This is a genomic window from Flavobacterium palustre, assembly GCF_014639535.1.
Taxonomy (GTDB): domain Bacteria; phylum Bacteroidota; class Bacteroidia; order Flavobacteriales; family Flavobacteriaceae; genus Flavobacterium; species Flavobacterium palustre.
Genome location: NZ_BMGA01000010.1, coordinates 98,901 through 117,651, shown reverse-complemented (window position 1 = coordinate 117,651; position 18,751 = coordinate 98,901). Strand labels below are relative to the sequence as shown.

9 protein-coding genes, 1 tRNA gene and 1 pseudogene are annotated in these 18,751 nt (G+C 35.2%); 1 reads left to right on the top strand and 10 read right to left on the bottom strand.

What is annotated here, in order from left to right:
- The first annotated feature begins 17 nt into the window (after positions 1-17).
- Positions 18-103 (top strand) — tRNA-Leu (locus tag IEV84_RS15550).
- A 353-nt stretch (positions 104-456) separates the two neighbouring features.
- On the opposite strand, the pseudogene IEV84_RS15545 reads toward IEV84_RS15550, so the two are convergent.
- From IEV84_RS15545 to IEV84_RS15500, 10 genes and pseudogenes are all read right to left on the bottom strand, one after another.
- Positions 457-1,379, bottom strand: a pseudogene (locus IEV84_RS15545) (excinuclease ABC subunit UvrA); the annotation flags it as partial.
- 730 nt (positions 1,380-2,109) lie between these two features.
- Positions 2,110-4,035, bottom strand: coding sequence for a glucosamine-6-phosphate deaminase (gene nagB / locus IEV84_RS15540; RefSeq protein WP_188495592.1), 1,926 nt, complete (start codon positions 4,033-4,035; stop codon positions 2,110-2,112).
- 36 nt (positions 4,036-4,071) lie between these two features.
- Positions 4,072-5,454 carry a sugar MFS transporter gene (locus IEV84_RS15535; protein ID WP_229732715.1) on the bottom strand — a complete coding sequence of 461 codons (1,383 nt, stop codon included), beginning with the start codon at positions 5,452-5,454 and terminating at the stop codon, positions 4,072-4,074.
- 41 nt (positions 5,455-5,495) lie between these two features.
- The gene (locus tag IEV84_RS15530; protein ID WP_188495590.1) at positions 5,496-6,284 is read right to left on the bottom strand and encodes a gluconate 5-dehydrogenase; all 789 of its coding nucleotides are present in this window, start codon (positions 6,282-6,284) and stop codon (positions 5,496-5,498) included.
- Positions 6,285-6,760: 476 nt separating this feature from the next.
- The gene (locus IEV84_RS15525; RefSeq protein ID WP_229732714.1) at positions 6,761-7,891 is read right to left on the bottom strand and encodes a BT3233 family polysaccharide utilization protein; all 1,131 of its coding nucleotides are present in this window, start codon (positions 7,889-7,891) and stop codon (positions 6,761-6,763) included.
- Positions 7,892-7,925: 34 nt separating this feature from the next.
- Complete coding sequence (locus IEV84_RS15520) at positions 7,926-11,990, bottom strand: hybrid sensor histidine kinase/response regulator transcription factor (RefSeq protein ID WP_188495588.1); 4,065 nt, start codon at positions 11,988-11,990, stop codon at positions 7,926-7,928.
- Between the two features lie 139 nt (positions 11,991-12,129).
- A complete protein-coding gene (locus IEV84_RS15515) occupies positions 12,130-14,814 on the bottom strand; it encodes a DUF4962 domain-containing protein (protein ID WP_188495586.1) in 2,685 nt (894 codons plus the stop codon).
- A 22-nt stretch (positions 14,815-14,836) separates the two neighbouring features.
- Complete coding sequence (locus tag IEV84_RS15510; RefSeq protein WP_188495584.1) at positions 14,837-16,219, bottom strand: sulfatase family protein; 1,383 nt, start codon at positions 16,217-16,219, stop codon at positions 14,837-14,839.
- 277 nt (positions 16,220-16,496) lie between these two features.
- A complete protein-coding gene (locus IEV84_RS15505) occupies positions 16,497-16,826 on the bottom strand; it encodes a hypothetical protein (protein ID WP_188495582.1) in 330 nt (109 codons plus the stop codon).
- A gap of 19 nt (positions 16,827-16,845) precedes the next feature.
- Positions 16,846-18,747: a RagB/SusD family nutrient uptake outer membrane protein gene (locus IEV84_RS15500; protein ID WP_188495580.1), complete on the bottom strand. Its 1,902-nt coding sequence runs from the start codon at positions 18,745-18,747 to the stop codon at positions 16,846-16,848.
- Positions 18,748-18,751 lie beyond the last annotated feature (4 nt).

The window sequence follows — 18,751 nt, the reverse complement described above, 5'->3', positions numbered from 1 at the left end:
TACCACAAGAATAGAATGCTCGGATGGTGAAATTGGTAGACACGCTGGACTTAAAATCCAGTGAACAGCAATGTTCGTGCGGGTTCAAGTCCCGCTCTGAGTACTAAAACTCCAATTAGTTGTATCCTAATTGGAGTTTTTTTTTAATCTCTTATTTCATTATGACTGTGTTAGGGATGGAAATGGAAGGGATGAGGGATCAGGTTCAAAAGGGATCAATCCCAAAACCTGTGGGATGTAAAATTTACGAATAAAGATAGTTGGTCTAAATAGGAAGAATTCTATATTTCTGTCACCTCTAAATAGACTTATAAAGAAGGCTGTTTATACTTTACGGATAGTATTGCTTCTCATTTTTTGTATTTATATAATTTATTACTGATTAGTCATCCATCAGTAGAATCAATTTTTTTTCAATTTAATTTTAAATATAATCATTACTAAAGCGAAATTCTGTTATTCCAAATCTTTTTTTAAAAATTTCGCCGTGTAACTTTTTTTGTTGTTTGCAACTTCTTCTGGAGTTCCTTTGGCGACAACGGTTCCGTTAGCTTTTCCTCCTTTAAGACCAATGTCAATGATGTAGTCAGCAAGTTTGATAACGTTCAGATTATGTTCAATAATTAGGATGGTGTTGCCTTTGTCGACTAATTGATTGATTACTTCCATCAATAAGCGAATGTTTTCAAAATGCAATTCTGTAGTAGGTTTGTCCAGGATATAAAAGGTATTTCTGGTGTCTTTTTTAGACAATTCTCGCCAGTTTGATGCGTTGGGCTTCACTACCGGAAAGGGGAGAGCTTTGTTGCCCTAAGGTGATATATCCTAATTCTACATCTTGAATCGTTTTGATTTTTCGGTATATTTTTGGAATATTTTCAAAGAAAGGGACGTCTTCGTCGACTGTAATATTCAGTACATCTGAAATGGATTTTCCTTTATAGCGAATTTCTAAAGTTTCTCTGTTGAAACGCTTCCCCTGACAGCTTTCGCATTCTACATATACATCAGGTAAAAAAGTTCATTTCGATGGTGCGAACTCCAGATCCCTGACAGGTTTCACAACGACCTCCGGCTACGTTAAAACTAAATCGTCCTGCTTTGTAACCACGAATCATACTTTCCGGAGTTTTAGTAAACAAAGCTCGAATTTCGGTAAAAACTTCGGTGTAAGTTGCAGGATTCGAACGCGGAGTTCTTCCAATAGGACTTTGGTCTATATCAATAACTTTATCAATATGTTCTAATCTTTCAATTTTTTTATAAGGCTGTGTTTTTTTGATATCGTTAAAATAATGAGCATTCAGAATAGGATAGAGTGTTTCATTAATCAAAGTCGATTTTTCGTTACCTGAAACTCCGGTTACACAAGTCATTTTGCTTCAATTGAAATATTTTTAATAGTTTTAATTATGGTTTGTTCAGGAACTTTTGGCTTTAGGTTTACGAATGTAATTTGATATATGATAAAAAGAAAAAACTCACTAAAATCCTTGAATTTAGTGGGTTTTGTAATCATTTGCTTTTCAGCTCTCGGAGAAAGAGGCTCCGTAGCCTTTATAATAATCCCAGTAAAATAAGGGGTTTACATCTGTTTTCGAAGAATAGGGTAACTGAATTTTCAAAGCTTTTATTATTTACTTTGTAAAGATATTAATTTATTATTGAAAATTAGTAGATAATAATTGGTTCCGTTTTGATTTATTGGAGTCGAGGGGATTACAGTCGAACACTTTAATACCTAATATTAATGTTCTTGGATAACTTAGGAAAATATAGCGTAATTCCTTTTTTTTGTAAGTATTATTGTACATGATTTTATTTTTAAATTGTTTTTAATGTTAATAAGTTTGCTTTTTTTAGAATTTTCACAAAAAAGGGGTATTTAAAAATGGAGAATATAACTTTAATAATAGCTTAAAGTGTTCGACGGTCGAACGCTTTTTTGGTTGTTATTTTGGATTAGCAATAAAATATATCATCAAAAAAAGATATACAGATTTATTATCTTCATAAAATTAAGGTTTAAGTAAAACACTTTTTTCGTTTCTATAAATAAAAAAATGGGGTTGATTAACCCCATTTTTCACTACAACAAATTAAAAATATCTAAAACTCCCATCTCACAAATGCTTCCATAGCAGCATAATGAGCTAAACCTAATTGATTGTATAATTGTGCCGTTTCGGCATTTCTGTCTTCTGCTCTTTGCCAAAATTCTCTGGAATCAGTGCCCTGAAATACCACACCGTCTTTTTGAGATTGGTGTTTGAAAATTCCGTGTCTTTTGGTTAAAACCTGATCCGGGCTCATTGGTACGGCCATTTCGATTTCGTCAATTCCCCATTCTTGCCAGGCTCCTCGGTATAACCAAACCCAACAATTTTTCATGAAATCTTTTGACTTGAGATTTTTTACTGCTTCAAAAATAGCATCCAGACATACTTTGTGTGTTCCGTGTGGATCGGCTAAATCACCGGCAGCATAGATTTGGTGTGGCTGTACTTTTTCAATCAAATCCATCGTAATTTGGATATCTTCTTTTCCAATAGGTTTCTTCTCAATAGTTCCTGTTTCATAGAAAGGAAGTTCCATAAAATGAATTTGACTGTCCGGCAATCCAACAAAATGGCTTGTTGCACGCGCTTCTCCTTTTCTAATCAATCCTTTGATGTAACGAACTTCCGGAATATCAATTTCACTGGCTTTTTTGTTCTTTAAAAAGACAGAAGCCTTTTTGTAAATGTCTTCGGCTTCACTATTTTTTATTCCAAATTTTTCATTGTAATCCACTACAAAACTGGCAAAACGTAAAGCTTCATCATCAGCAACGGCAATATTTCCTGAAGTTTGATAGGCTACGTGTACTTCATGACCTTGTTCCTGCAAACGCATGAAAGTACCTCCCATACTAATAATGTCATCATCAGGATGCGGACTAAAAAGCAACACTCTTTTTCTAGCCGGTTCGGCTCTTTCAGGTCGGTTTTCATCATCTGAATTAGGTTTTCCGCCCGGCCAACCTGTGATGGTGTTTTGCAGTTTATTAAAAATTTTAATATTGATGTCATAAGCAGGGCCTGAATCAGCCAATAAATCACTCATCCCATTTTCAATATAATCTGCATCGGTAAGCATTAAAATTGGTTTTTTTAAATCCAATGCTAAGCCTAAAACGGCTTTTCTAATTAATTTATCCGTCCAAACAATTTTTTCAACTAACCATGGTTTGTTGATTCTGGTTAGTTTAGAAGAAGCTTCTTTGTCTAAAACAAAAACAGCATTGTTATGCTCTTGCAAAAAGGAAGCTGGAATTTGATTGGTCACTTCGCCTTCAACCGATTTTTGAATGATGTTTGATTTTCCTTCACCCCAAGCCATCAGGATAACTTGTTTGGCTTCCATTATTTTTTTTACTCCTAAGGTAATAGCCGTTCTTGGGGTATTGCTCAATCCAGAGAAATCGCCACTTGCGGCCACTCTGGTAATGTGGTCTAGCGCCACTAATCTTGTTTTTGAATTTTGCAAAGAACCGGATTCATTAAATCCGATGTGACCGTTTCCTCCAATTCCAAGAATTTGCAAATCAATTCCACCTAAAGCTTCGATTTTGGCTTCATAATCCGCACAATAATATGCAATTTCTTCTTTAGACAAAGTTCCATCAGGAATATGATAATTTTCAGGTAAAATATCTACCTGATCCAATAGCAATTCCTTCATAAATCGCACATAGCTATTGATAGAATCCGGTTCCATTGGATAATATTCATCTAAATTGAAAGTGATTACATTTTTAAAGCTCAATCCTTCTTCTTTGTGAAGACGTACTAATTCAGCATATAATCCTTTTGGAGAAGAACCTGTTGCTAAACCTAATATACAGGATTGGTTATTTTCTTGTTTTGATTTGATAAGTGCTGCAATTTCTTGAGCCACAGCTTTAGATGCCTCAGTTGAATTTTGGAAAACAACCGTATTGATATTTTCAAATCGTTTTTCAAATCCTGTCGCTTTGTCTATTGTACTTTTCATTGTTTTTTATTTTATAATCTTTACTCTTAATTTGAATTATTTTCTTGACCAGCTTCTGTATTTATGTCCTTTAAAGGCATAAAAAATAATCATCAGGTAGGTGGGTAACAACATTAAATAGGCAATTTGATTACCACTCTTAGCTGTTGTTGCAACACCATTTGCTTCGTTAGCTGTATTGATTGTTTCTACTAAAGAACCATAAACTAATGGAAAAATAGCTCCTCCAATGATTCCCATAATCAATATAGCACTGGCAATTTTAGTATATCCGCCTAAATCCTGTAAAGCCATAGGCCAAATGGCTGGCCAACATAGCGCATTAGAAAGTCCCATAAGAGCCACTAAAATAATCACCAGTGGTAAAGTAGGAATTCCAGGCAATTGAATTATTATACTTGGAGAAATTATTACAATTAGCAGCACCAGAATCAAACCTAAAATACCGGAAGCTTTTAATGCCTGAACCTGAGAAATGTATTTTGGAATAAGAGTAATGCCCAGAATGTATCCTACTACCATTGCGGTCATGGTAAATGAAGTCAGTTTTAAATAAAAATTGCCATCTTCACCGTAAACGCCTAATTGTTTACCAAATCCACCAATGGAATCTCCCGCCAAAACTTCGGCAGATAGGTATAACATTAAAGTGATTACTCCTAAAACCAATTGAGGAAATTGGAACGTATTTAGGATTTGTTTGAAAATACTCATGTGTGCCACATTTCCATCTTTGTCCAAATCAATTTCAGGTAGAGGAGAGAATTTTACAAGTACAGCCAGAATAAGGATGATAACTCCCATATAAATATAAGGAGTTTGTAATTGTAGTGCGAGTGTATCCAAAGCTGCTGATTTCGCTACACTGTCAAGAGCTGCAATTTTTTCGGCAGTGTAATCCTGCATATTTGATAATACTAAAGCAGTTAATACAAGAGGAGCTATAAAGCCTGCTAATTTATTTGCAATTCCTAGTACGCTGATTCTGGCAGCGGCACTTTCTCGTGGTCCAATAACTACCACATAAGGATTTGCTGCAGTTTGTAAAATGGCCAAACCTGTTCCCATGATAAAAAGTGCTATTAAGAATAAGTAGAAGGTACGGCTCTCTGCAGCTGGATAAAACATGAAAGCACCAAAGGCAATAGTAATCAAGCCAAATGAAATTCCATTTTTATAACCTATATTTTCAATTATCCGTGATGAGGGAATAGCCATAACAAAATAGGCGATGTAAAAAGCAAATGTCACAAAATAAGCCTGTGAGGATGTTAATTCACAAGCCAATTCAAAGAATGGAATTAGCGGTCCGTTCAACCAGGTTACGAATCCTAATATGAAAAATAAGCTGGTTAAAATAACCATTGGGATTACAGTACTCCCTTGATTCAAAGTTATTGTATCTTCAATTTTTGACATAGTTTTTAAATAAAATGGTTTGTAATAGGAGAGTAGCAGTACTATTCATTAGATGGTTTTCCTATAGTAGCTAATATTCCTCCGTCAACATAAACAATATGTCCGTTTACAAAATCACTTGCCTTAGAACTTAAAAAGATGGCTGCTCCTTGTAAATCTTCCGGATCTCCCCAACGATTTGCCGGTGTTCTGCTGATGATAAATTCATTAAAAGGATGTCCGTTTACTCTAATTGGAGCCGTTTGACTTGTTGCAAAATAACCCGGACCAATTCCGTTTGTTTGAATATTGAATTTTGCCCATTCCGTCGCCATGTTTTTAGTCAGCATTTTCAACCCTCCTTTTGCAGCAGCATAAGCACTTACAGAATCTCTTCCTAATTCGCTCATCATAGAGCAGATATTGATGATTTTTCCACCACCACGTGCAATCATACCTTTGACTACATTTTTAGAAACAATAAACGGACTAATTAAATCTACATTTATTACTGCCGTAAAATCTTCGACTTCCATTTCAATAATTGGAGTTCTTTTGATAATTCCTGCATTGTTTATTAGAATATCAATTGGTGCAACTTCTGTTTCTATTTTATTTATCGCTGCAATTACCGCTTTCTCGTCGGTTACATTAAATACATAGCCATAAGCTTCAATTCCTACCGACTGGTATTCGGCAACAGCTTTGTCAATTGCTTCCTGCGAAAGATCGTTTATTACAATTTTTGCTCCCGCATGTCCTAATCCCTTAGCCATAGCCATTCCTAAACCATGAACTCCTCCAGTTATTAAAGCTGTTTTCCCTGTTAAATCAAATAAGTTAATTGACATTGTTTTAATTGTTTTAGTTAGTATTTATTTTGTTTTAGAAATTGCTACTTTTTAAGTTTATCCTGAAATTTGGATGCTGAAACTAAAAATTGAGTTTGGCTTTTATCCATTTCATATTGCGAAGTTATATTTGAAATCAAAAAGGCTATTTCAATATTTACCAATTAACTTTCGAATTTGTGTAAACAGCTTGTTTTATAGCTGTAAATCCATGAATAACAGGTTTCTGAGTAAGTTCTAGTTGGTTGTTTTTTTAGCTGATTATAATTAAAGGTTCAGTTGGAAATGTTGTGAAGATTCTTTTTTGAAAACTATGAAGAAAATTATGAGGTTTAAGAATACTGTAAATCTTAATTTTCTTCATGAACTTAATGGTTTAAAAACTTTTATGTTTCAAACAAATAGCAGTAAAATTAAATTGAAAAAGGCGACTAAATCTTTTGATTTAATCGCCTTTTAATGAAATGGGATAAGAGTTATTTGATACTCACAACTAAAGGTTTTTTTAGTTTTTGATTAAAATCATTCAGGTAGTCTAACCATTTTTTAGCATCGGTAATTTTTTCTGCTTTATCCCAGGCGGCTCCTGTGTAGTAAATAAAAGTTTCGTTGTTTTTAACGGTAGTTTTAGCTAATAATTGTTCGTTATTGACCCACATTTTTGTAATAGGAGTTGTAATTATCGAACCTACTCCGGTTGTACCATTTTCATTCATGGTAGGTTCCCAATATCCCATAATTCCTTGTTGTTCGTTCAGTGAAATGTATCCGGCTTCGGGTCTTCGAATGATTCCCACTACAACTGGCAAGGTACTATCACTGTTAAAAGTATAGACGTTTTCGATGCGATTGAGTTGGGAACCCGCATCGATAGAAATGGTTTTTGTAGCACTCACTTTTATTCCGCCAGCATTCCAACTATCATAAATGAGTTGAAATGTAGTGCGTAAAGGACCGTTGTCCAGAATTTTCCATTGCTGATAATTTCCTGAATAACGGATGGTGTCATTTACAAAGGGAGCCATATTACCGGCGCCTAATGTAAAGCCTACATGGTAATAGTCTAAACCATCGCCATGGTCAGTATGATAATCAGCCCTTTTATAGCGTTCGTTAAGAATCATTCGGTTAGTGCGTTTTACCCAAACATCAAAACCATAGGCATTGTCTTTTTCTTTTTCCAGTGCTTTACCGTAGGTGCGAAAAGCTATTTGGTCGTTTTCCCAGGCAAAATCATCTTTGCGTTCCGGTACATAACGAGCATAAGTTTTGGCAATAAAAATTTCCGGTTTTCCTTTTTGTATCAAAAGAGTAAGCGACGATTTGGGTTTGACATCCGTTTGTACCAATACATTTTGAATAGCCGAGTGTCCTTTGTGTTCTAATTGATAGGGAATTTGCTTTTTAGTAACCGAATTAAGAACTACAAAGTTAGCAGTGTCAATTTGGGGATATTGTAGTAAAACGGCGTCCCATTTTATGGCTACCACAGCGTCTTTGTAATTTAAAGCTGAATTGTTTTGGATGCTTACAATCGCTTTTGTTTGTGCTAAAAGAGCCAAAGGCAATATAAAAGCAATTCCCGAAAATAATTTCATAAATTTCATGAGTGAGTTTTTTTTTAGTCTTTTAAAATTAAGATTATGATTCTTCTTTAGAGTTGTCGGTTTTATCTAAATATTCGCTTGGCATACAACCATAATGTTGTTTAAATGCCGTTGAAAAATAAGAAGGCGAATTAAATCCACACATATAGGTGATTTGTGCAATCGTGTAGCGTTTGCTTTGCATCAGTTCAACGGCTTTTTTAAATCGGATTCTTTTTATAAAATCCATTGCTGATTCGCCAGTAATTGCTTTTAATTTCAAATAAAGATTGGAACGACTCATCCCGATTTTTTTACTGAAAACATCTACTGTAAATTCAGAATCAGCCAAGTGTTCTTCAACAATGTTAATAGCCTCTTTTAAAAATTCTTCATCAAGAGTATTAAAAGCAATATTTTCGGGTATTAGTTCTTGTGATGCAGAATAATATTCTTTAAGGCGTTTACGGGAGCGCAACAGGTTTGAAATTTTAAGTGCTAACAATTGAGTAGAAAAAGGCTTGGTAATATAATCGTCAGCTCCCATTTCCAGTCCTTTTATTTGTTGGCTTGTTTCTGTTTTGGCAGTTAACAGCATAAAAGGAATGTGGGAAGTATTGATGTTTTGTTTTACCCGTTTGCAAAAATGCAAACCGTCGAGTTCAGGCATCATTACATCGCTGATAATAATATCAAAAGGCTGTACTTCTAATAAATCCAAAGCCATTTGACCATCATAGGCCACCGTTACTTCATACATTTTAGAGAAATAATCCTGTAGATAAGCTAAAATTTCTTTGTTATCATCAACAATAAGCAATTTCATAGCTTGTACACCTTCGGTAATTTCATTGATTATCGCTTCATTTTGATCTAATTGCAAATAATTTTCTTCATCAATTTCTTTTTCAGTTACTATAGCAACTTCCTGAATGGTATTTTCAAGGTGTAAATCATTTTTATAAATTTCGTCTGAAATAGGAAGGGTCACCGTAAAAGTACTGCCTTCTTCTTTAGTACTTTCGGCAGTAATAGTTCCATGATGCAATTCGACCAAACGCTTGGTAAATGCCAGTCCGACACCTGAACCTAAATTCATTTCTTTATTGCTTACCTGATAAAAACGATCAAAAACTTTGGCTAAATCTTCTTCGCTGATTCCAACACCCGTATCGCTAACTTTTATAACGATTTCATTTTCTTTTTTCAATAATTCAATACTGATATTATGTCCTGCTTCGGTGTATTTAAAGGCATTGGAAAGCAGGTTGAATAGTATTTTTTCCATAGCATCCTTATCAAAATAAAACGAAAGCGCTGTTTCTGACGAATGGTTTGTAAAATGGATTTGTTTTTTATCTGAAAGTGGTTTGAAAGATTCGTAAACTTCCTGAACAAAACGCACAATATCATTTTTACTCACTTTGAGCTGTTGTGTTCCCATTTCGGTTTTTCTGAATTCAAATAATTGATCCACCAGGTTATACAGTCTTTTAGCATTAAGAAACATCAGCTCATGTTTCTTTTTGGTTGCTCTATCTGTAAAAGGTAATTTCAATAATTCTTCTAGAGGAGCTAAAATTAACGTCAACGGAGTTCGAAGTTCGTGCGAAACATTGGTAAAGAAATCCATTTTTACCTGATTGATATCGCGTACTCTTTCTTTATCGATGCGTTCTTGTTTGAGCTGTTGTAAGGCTTTAATTCGTTCGGTAATCATTCGGAAACCAATATAGGTAGCCGTACCGATTACTATGAGTAACAGTAGAATAAACCAGCTAGTTTTGTACCAAGGCGGCAGGATTTTAATTTCTAAATTTCTAATGGCACTCATTTCACCATTTGGTCCCATTGCTTTAATCTGCAAATTGTATTTTCCAACCGGTAAATTGCTGTAACTAATCTTTAGTTCATCTGTAAGTTGCCAATCTTTGTCAATTCCGTCCAGTTTGTAATAATAGTGGGTACGATTAGAGGATATATAATTGAAGGTATTAAAAAAGATACTAAACTGTTTGTATTCAGGTCCAATTTCGATGCTTTCTGTCTGGTCAATATGCTGTTCCAGAATGTTGGTTTCGTCATTAACAGCAACGGTTTTGTTTAATGCTTCGAGTGCTGTAAAATTTAATTTTAACGGAAGTGCCTGCTGTTTTATCATAGACGGATAGAAATAGGAGAGTCCTTTGATTCCTCCAAAAAGCAACATTCCATCTTTAGCTTTATAAAATGAGTATTCGTTAAATTGATTGTTTTGCAAACCGTCGCTTTCGTCAAATGTTTGAACCGAACCTTTATCCGGATTGAATTTTATCAAACCTCTGTTGGTTGAAATCCATAGGTTTCCATCTTCGTCAGGGATGATACCATAAATCGTTTCTTTGACAAAATCGATGGTTTCTTTAAAACTAATAAATGTTTCCTGAGTTTCATCATACAGGCGTAGTCCTTCTCGGGTTCCAATCCAAATGCGATGTTTTTGATCTTCGGTAATACAATTTACAATATCATCGCTTCGTTTTCCGTGTCCGATGTCTCCAAACAAAAGATTATCAGGATAAAATAAGGTTACACCGTTAGTTGTCCCAATCCAGATACGATGTTTGCTATCCTCAAAAAGATAGGTAATATCATCAGAAGAAGGACGTTTTCCGGCCTTGTCTAAATGCACATGAGTGAACGATTTGGTTTCCGGATGAAACTGATCTAAACCGGATCTTGTGCCCACCCAAATACGGTTTTTGGAATCTTTTAAGATACTATAAACCAGGTTTCCGGCTATGGAACTTGGATTATTATCATCATGAAGAAACCGCTGTACTACGCCATTGTTAGGATTTAGTAAATTAAGTCCTCCGTTGTGAGTTCCAATCAGGATATTAGCATTGTTATCAAATTCAATGGCTTTGATGTTGTTAGAACTTATACTGTTTGGATTATTTTCGCTATTCGAATAATAGCTAATGGTATTGGCGTTTTTGTTCCAATAATTTAAACCCTTATCATTACTTCCTATCCAAAAATTACCTTTTGCATCTTGTTTTATTACACCAATAACTTCGTCATTTAACGAAGGTTTACCTGAGTTTTGGCTCAATAAATTGAACTTAATATCATTTTTATGGTAATAATTAATACCTCCATAATAAGTGCCTAACCAAATTCCGTTCTGTTTGTCTTTAAAAAAGCAACGCACTGAATTTTGACTGATAGTATAAGGTTGTGCTATTTGATGGTAATAGTTAGTAAACGAATTTTCTTTTGGATTAAAGATGGAAAGGCCTTTGAATGTGCCAATCCAAAGATTTCCTTCAGTATCTTTTCCTACACATCGGATGTTGTTATCAGCAATACTGTTTGTGGTTGTTTTATGCAGTAATACAGTAAGCTTATTATTTTTTGTGTCGTAATTAATAATTCCGTTACCTTCGGTTGCTACCCATATGTTTTTATTTTCGATATAGACATCATTGATATAAGTTTTTTTAACACCAATATTAATTTTTTTCAATTGAGAACTCTTAGGATTTAATTTGAAAAGACCAACATCTGTACCTAAAATTATTTGTTTTTGCCAAAGTCCGATATAAGCGATTTTTTTAATCTCATGGGATGAAGCATTGAATTTAACTGGGATAAAATGATCGGCTTTTGGTGAAAGCACAAAAACATCACCAGCAATGGAGGTTGCCCAAATTTGATGGGCATTGTCTTCTGTAATTGAAGAAATATACCATTCGCCCAGACTACGAGGCAGCTGATAGTTTGTAAAACTGTCGGTGTCATAGTTATAAACACTGATTCCTTTATTCCCTCCAATCCATAATTGTCCTTTGTGATCCGTAAATAAGCTTCGAATATAGTACGACTGTAAGCTGTTTTTAACGTTTTTTATTGGTCGATATACTTTAAATCCCTTACTGTCATAACGGTTTAAGCCATCCTGTGTACCAATCCAGATAAAACCCAGAGCGTCTTGTCTAATGGCAAAAACAGTACTTTGCGACAAGCCTTTATCGACCGAAATATTACGAAAATAGCGATCCTGCATTTGAGCATGACTCTTAGTGGCTAAAAGAGTAATGCAAAACAGTGCGATACAAGCAATCTTTTTTCTCATGACAGTGTGGATTATAGTTGTTTTTCTACGCTTATTTTCTTTTAAATAATATTTATTTTTCTCGTTAAAAGAGAACAACAAGTTAGGCAATTTGGGGCAAAAAAGTAATGTTGTTATAATTTAAAAGAATAGGGCTATTTTAATTTTGGTCATATTTGGCAACATCCGGTAATTCATCTATGGCTTCTTGTTTGTTCAATTTACTTCCTTCCATTTCTAATAATAGAGAACTTCCTGCAATTTTAGATTTATAGGCTTTGCCTTGAAATAGAATAGGCAGATTTCCATAGTTAAACAGGGATTTTGCCTCTTTACCCAAAACCTGTAATGCAGCCGTTTTTTCACCATCTAATTGTGCCTGAATATCCCAATCGCCAACTTGTATATGAGTTAACCCTTTTTTATTTGATAGCGTTTTAATCACTTCGGTTTTTCCATTTTTGACTTGGATAATGGTTAAATATCGGAATTTTTGTTTGGCTTCCGAAGTAATGCCTGCATGCCATTGATCTTTAAAATCTTTAATCTGACCTTCGTCATTGGTCACTTTATTCCAATTGACTGCTGGTTCAAAAAATTTGTTGTGAATATTCATTTTCAAAGAAGTATTCGCAAAAACACTTGCTTTCACATTCCCTAAATCAGTTTTTACCGTAAAATTTTGTTGGTTGGCGTTTGCAGCGTTTGTTCCTTCGATGGTATAATACGGACAATGAAATTGTGTGGTCCATTTTACAGGCTTATTGGCTTCTAATTCATCATAAAGAATAATATAACCACCATCCAGCTGCAATAGATGTCTGCGGTATAAAGTAACACCCGATTCGCCGTAACCATTCGCTTTATTAGGTGTTAGATTGATTTGTTGGAATCGGTTTAACCAAAAGTCGCTTTTAATTTCGCCGTAAGCATTGCTGGCATCGCCCAAAGCATATTGAATACGTTGTCCTGAAATAGCTCTTGGAATCCAACCGTAACCTTCTTCTCCAATTTTTTGGTTAAGACTATCGGCTAAAATGGTGTTGTAAGCCTTAGAAGTTCGGTAATATAAGAGGTTATGTTTATCACTAAAATTACTGTAATAACCCGTTCCACCAAAGAGAACTTCGCCTTTAAAATTAATTGTAAAAGCGTTTTGTGAAGCGTGACCGTGCCCCGAAGATCCAAACGGACTACTGAACAGATAACTGCTTATACTTTTATTGGCTTCCGCCAAATTTTCGTGTATAGCTACCACACCCACATCTGCAAATTTTCTGGTTTTAGGCAATTGATTAGGCGAGGAAACGGGTAGTTCTCTTTTAGGTTTATAATTCAATAATCGAAAGAAAAGGTAATCATCTGTACCATGAAAATAATCAGGGTGATCTCTTTTTATTCCATTGACATAGTCATTTAAGTAAGGATTATTCATTCGGTAAGTTAGCGCATCTGCAAACCAGGCTTCACCTTTTACAATGTAGGGAACGTTTTCCCACATATCGCCTATAGCGGTAGTAGCAGCACCGTTAGGATGGGTGTACAACATATAATAAGGCAGGTTTTGCATCCATGGCAATTTAAAATAATCGACTCCGCTAAAGTCACCAAACATTTGTGATAAATAAATGATAGATTTAAAATTTACCCTGAAATAACCATTGCCTTCATGCCAGCCTCCATCGGTTGTACCTAACACAGGAAAACGTGCCGACCAGACTTCATACATGTAAGTAAGCCATTCTTTGGCTTCCGGAACATCATTGATTACCGCTACTGTTGCAATAGCTAGGTTGCGCAGGGTAATTTGCCAAACGTGATTGTCGCTTACATGCAACTCAAAACGATTAGGCAAATGATTATAAATTCTTTTTGCTCTAATTGTAATACTATTTTTGAATTGTTCTTTTTCTTGAAGAGTTAAAAAATCATATCCGGCATCATAGAACCAACCTAAGGCTTCTAAAACAGCACCACTGGTAAAATCATCTCCTGTAGCCAGGCCATCAGGATTCATATTGGCAATATTTAATGCTCTGCGTTTGGCATCCAGAATAAAGCGTTTGTCTTTTGTCAGTTGATAAGCAATACACAAATTACGAACCGGATTTCCCACGGCATCACCAAAACCGTGATACATTCTTTCGATAATAATTTTTTTCTCCAATGGAGTTTTTCCAGTAGTATCTATGATTCTTTGTGGTTTCTCAGTAGGAAGCGGAGCCAACATTAGTTTTTCTGCAAATACAATGAATTTTTTAGCTTCTGGATTGTCCAGATTATTGCGATAAAAATCTTCTCCAATGCGGTTCATACCCCATAAAAGAGGGTGGGAGCCTTCATTTCTTTTCAATACTTCACTAATTGGAGGAGATACTTTTTCATTAGCATATTTGGCATCCACCACAAAATCATAAACAGCAGACCAGGCCCATTGATTGCTGCCTTTTAAAGCATAACCGTATTTCCAGTACCATTTTCCCGGTTTTAAAGCCTGATGTAGCGGATAAACCGCCCAACGTTGCTCAGAACTGCTAAGTAAATCGTTGTTGAAATTTTTATCGCTGGCTAACATTACTTTGTAACGCACATTCCCAATGTTTGGATCTTCAGTAACAGTACTGCCGCTTTCCATGGGTTTGACCATTTCTTTTCCATTTGTTCCAGGCCACAGCAGAGCAGGTGCATTGGTTGGCACCGTTATCCCATTGACCGGATAAGGCCATTCGCGAACTCTGGAATGCAATTTTTCTGCTGTTAGTTTAATGAATGCGGACTTTTGTTGACCGAAAACATGGATTGCAAATATTGATAGTGCTACTACAGCTATTTTTTTAGGTATCATATCTTTATTTTTTTAATCGGATTTATAATCCTGAATCAAATGTGTCTCCGTTTTTTTTGCACCATTGCTTTAAATAGTTTCGCATGGCAATAAGCTGTTTTTTGTATGTTTTATTTACCGCTAAATTGTTGATTTCTCCGGGATCGTTGGTTAAATCAAATAATTGTTCTTTAATTTCTCCTTTGTTGTAAACAATGTATTTAAAATCTTTAGTAATCACAGCTCGGCCACTAATGCCTAATAAATCTTCATTATCGGCAAAATCAGTTTCAATAACCAGTGTATCGCGTAGTTGTAGTTCGGGATTGGCTATTTTTTTGCTTAAGTCTATTCCTTTTAAGTAAGTTGGTTTCGGCACTCCTGTGAAACCACATATTGTTGGGATAATATCGATACCGTTGCAAACTAACATATCATCCGTTCGGGGAGTTATCGAACCATCCATTTTGGAGATGATAAAAGGAATTTTAGCCGCTTCTTCATATAAAATTTGTTTTTGGTTCCAACTGTGTCCTGCATTGCCATCGCCATGATCGGCGGTGAAAATGATAATGGTATTTTTTTCGACACCATATTTTTTTAACGATGCTAATACCATTTCGATATAATTATCAACTTTTTCGACTAATCGGTTGTAAGCCCATCGGTATTGACGCCATTTTTCGGGTGTATAATTGACAGAAGGGTAGGTGCGTAAACCGACTATTTTTTGTTGATCACGAACAATTTTGGGTTCGTGAGCAGGTATTTGCCAGTTTGCCGGTAATGGCGGACACTGATCAGCCGGAGGAGCATCTTCTAAAACATCCATTTTTAAATCTTCATCTCTTGCCCATTCACAAATATCATGAGGGTTCAAAAAAGAAGCCACGAGTAAGAAAGGATTGTTCTTATTTTCTTTGATAAAACGAGCACAAAAAGAAGGTGTTGCCGCATCATTATAATCTAAAAAGTTTGTGTTCTCAATGTATTCAAAACCATGTTGGTTTTTTTTAGTGGTTGGTACAGGTAAATGCCATTTCCCTACATAGCCCGTTTTGTAATTTCCATTTTGAAAAATTTTACCCATCATTAATAAATCTTCAGGCCATTGTCCATCTTTTTCAGGGGCATTCCCTATAAAACCATTTTCAAAAGGCATTTTTCCACTCATTATTGCCGCACGGGACGGACTGCATAAAGGTTGAGCGCAATAAGCTTTAGTAAAACGAACTCCGTTTTGAGCCAGTTTATCCATTGCCGGAGTATGTAAATTTTTGTTTCCGGCTATACTCATCGCATCGGCTTTTTGTTGGTCAGTCATAATGATGAGAATATTGGGACGATTGCTTGTTTGAGCAACACTAACCCAAGGCATATTTAAGCCTAGCAGACATAGAAACAATAGGTGTTTTTTGATTTTCATAATCTATGCTAATTTTATTGAATAACTTTTAAATGATATTACGAATTTAGCTATCTGCATCTGAAAGCGGTTTTGATTTTGTTCAAAATGCTATTAAATTTAGTTAAAGCCTGTATTTTATGTGTAATTATAGTTGTAATTACTTATGATTTTATACTATATGGGGACATTTCTTAATTAATTATAAGTTGGTATTAAATGGCAAAATATTCAGGAGTGGTATTTATTTAAAAAAGAAATGCAGAGCTTTTGAGGCTCTGCATTGGATTAATGTTTATTATTTTTGTTTTGAGGATTTTCCAAAATCCCTCCAAATTTGAAATTCTTCAGGACTGAGAATTGATTTCTGTTTCATAGAAACCTCTTGTTTCCAGGCTTGCAATTTTTCTTTTTTTTGAGCTTCACTAAGTGTTGGATCTTCTTTAATCGCTTTTTGGGTTTTGCCGTTTTCTGCAATTAAATCGTGCATTTTTAATCTATTGGTATCGCTTAATTTCATTACTGTAAAAAAAGAGTCTCTTCGATCTTTCATGCTTTTTGGTTTGTTTTGTCCAAAAGATAAGCTGCTCATTAATATTAAACTGAATAATAGAATTATCTTCTTCATGATTGCAGTTTATATGATATTAATAATTAGGATTTTGGCGAGTAATACTTTTGTTTACATCCGTTTCATTAGTTGGAAAAGGATACAATTCGTGTTTGAATTTTGTAAAGTTGTCAAATGCTGGGTATGGATAAGTAGCTCTGATTGCCTGAACAGCTGTTTTTGTTTCGGCTATTTTTTCAGCTAAAATTCCCCAACGGATTAAATCGGCTCTACGCATTCCTTCACCAGAAAGTTCCCAGGCTCTTTCTTGTTGTATTGCTTTAAGAAAATTAGCTTTGTCTAAGCCAGCAAGATTAATTTGTGCAGCTGTTGGTTTTGTTAAAAGTGTAGCTGTGGCAGTTGCTCCGGTACCTTTTCCATCAGTACTAGTAATTGTTACTGTTGGAGCAGAAGTATAACCGTCACCAGAACGTAGTGTTGTAATTGTAGCAATACGACCTCCACTGGCCATTGTTACTGCGGCTGCGGCTGCATCAGTACCGCCTCCTCCTGTGATATTAATTACTACAGTAGCTGCTGATGTGTATCCTGTACCTTGGCTTCCTAAAGCAACACTAATTCTGCTTCCTGGCACATCCAAACCAAAACCTCTTCTTCTCACTTCATTGATGGCTTCATACGCAATTGCATTAGGGCCTTCATTTAATTCATTTTCAACTTCAGCACGCATTAATAACAAATCAGAATAACGCATAATTACCCAGTTGATATAAGTACTAATTCTTTCCTGAGGAGCGTTAGTTTGATATTCTCTGCTCCATTTGGCTGTTGTCCATGATTGATCTTGGTTAGTAGTTATACGAGCGAGCTTGTTTCCAAGAGCATCAAAGATATAAGTAGCAATTGAAAAATCTCTGCGTTGATCTCCTGCTGCAAAACTAGTATAGAATGGTTTAGGTACTAAACATCTGGCTGCTGTACCGCCATAAAAACTGTTAGTAGCAGTAGGTGCAGCTGGAGCATTGAAATAACCTGACCAAGAAGTATTGGCTAATATAGTTCCTATTGCAGGATTGTAAAAAGCAACCTGAAAAATGTTTTCAGTAGGTTCTAAAACATGTTGGCACTGGTTTTTAAATACTTTAGAATAAGATGGATTTAACTTATAGGGATTGTTAGCCATAATATCATTAATTTCTTGTTGTGCCAATCGGTAATAATCCTTATAATTGTCTGGACGTTTGATAGTTCCATCTGCTCTTAATGAATATCCTCCGGCAAATAATGCCACTCTGGCAAGCATAGCTTTGGCTCCCCATTTATTAATACGTTCATCTGTAGGTGTTGCTTCAGGCAATACGGCAGCAGCTTCCTGCATGTCTTTTATAATTTGCGTATAGATTTCATAACGATCCACAAGACCTGCTCTAAAGTTATCTCCTGTTTGCGAGCTTTTGGTTTTAAAAGGAACATCTCCCCAAAGGCGTACTAACTCAGAATAATAAAAACCACGTAAAAATTTAGCTTCACCTAACATGCGGTTCAATTGCGTTTTTTGACTTTCAGTACCGTTTTTATATAAATCCATTTCGGGTATTTTTTCAATTACCACGTTTGCTCGGTCTATACCATTGTACAATTTACTCCATACAGTATAAAAAGTTACTGTTTTTGAAATGCCTTTGTAGTGTGGTATTGTTCTCCAGTCAACATCGGTGTCTCCACTAATTTGGATAAGATCAGTATCCGTATCAAAAACTTGAGGAATATTCCAACCGTAGGTCTCTTGAGATGACATGATTTCATATACTCCTAATGTTGCCATATAGGCTTCGTTTTCATTGGAGAAAAAATTATCAGATGTGAAATAAGAGTATGGAGTGGTTTCTATCTGATTATCACAAGAAGTAAGGGGCAGTAATAAAGAAGCTGCACCAGCTACTAAAATTGTTTTTAGGGAAAATATTTTATTTTTCATTTTC

What these genes read in the sequence shown, in the direction of transcription:
- nagB (WP_188495592.1), bottom strand. Translation starts at nt 4,035, where the DNA reads ATGAAAAGTACAATAGACAAAGCGACAGGATTTGAAAAACGATTTGAA.
- IEV84_RS15535 (WP_229732715.1), bottom strand. Translation starts at nt 5,454, where the DNA reads ATGTCAAAAATTGAAGATACAATAACTTTGAATCAAGGGAGTACTGTA.
- IEV84_RS15530 (WP_188495590.1), bottom strand. Translation starts at nt 6,284, where the DNA reads ATGTCAATTAACTTATTTGATTTAACAGGGAAAACAGCTTTAATAACT.
- IEV84_RS15525 (WP_229732714.1), bottom strand. Translation starts at nt 7,891, where the DNA reads ATGAAATTTATGAAATTATTTTCGGGAATTGCTTTTATATTGCCTTTG.
- IEV84_RS15520 (WP_188495588.1), bottom strand. Translation starts at nt 11,990, where the DNA reads ATGAGAAAAAAGATTGCTTGTATCGCACTGTTTTGCATTACTCTTTTA.
- IEV84_RS15515 (WP_188495586.1), bottom strand. Translation starts at nt 14,814, where the DNA reads ATGATACCTAAAAAAATAGCTGTAGTAGCACTATCAATATTTGCAATC.
- IEV84_RS15510 (WP_188495584.1), bottom strand. Translation starts at nt 16,219, where the DNA reads ATGAAAATCAAAAAACACCTATTGTTTCTATGTCTGCTAGGCTTAAAT.
- IEV84_RS15505 (WP_188495582.1), bottom strand. Translation starts at nt 16,826, where the DNA reads ATGAAGAAGATAATTCTATTATTCAGTTTAATATTAATGAGCAGCTTA.
- IEV84_RS15500 (WP_188495580.1), bottom strand. Translation starts at nt 18,747, where the DNA reads ATGAAAAATAAAATATTTTCCCTAAAAACAATTTTAGTAGCTGGTGCA.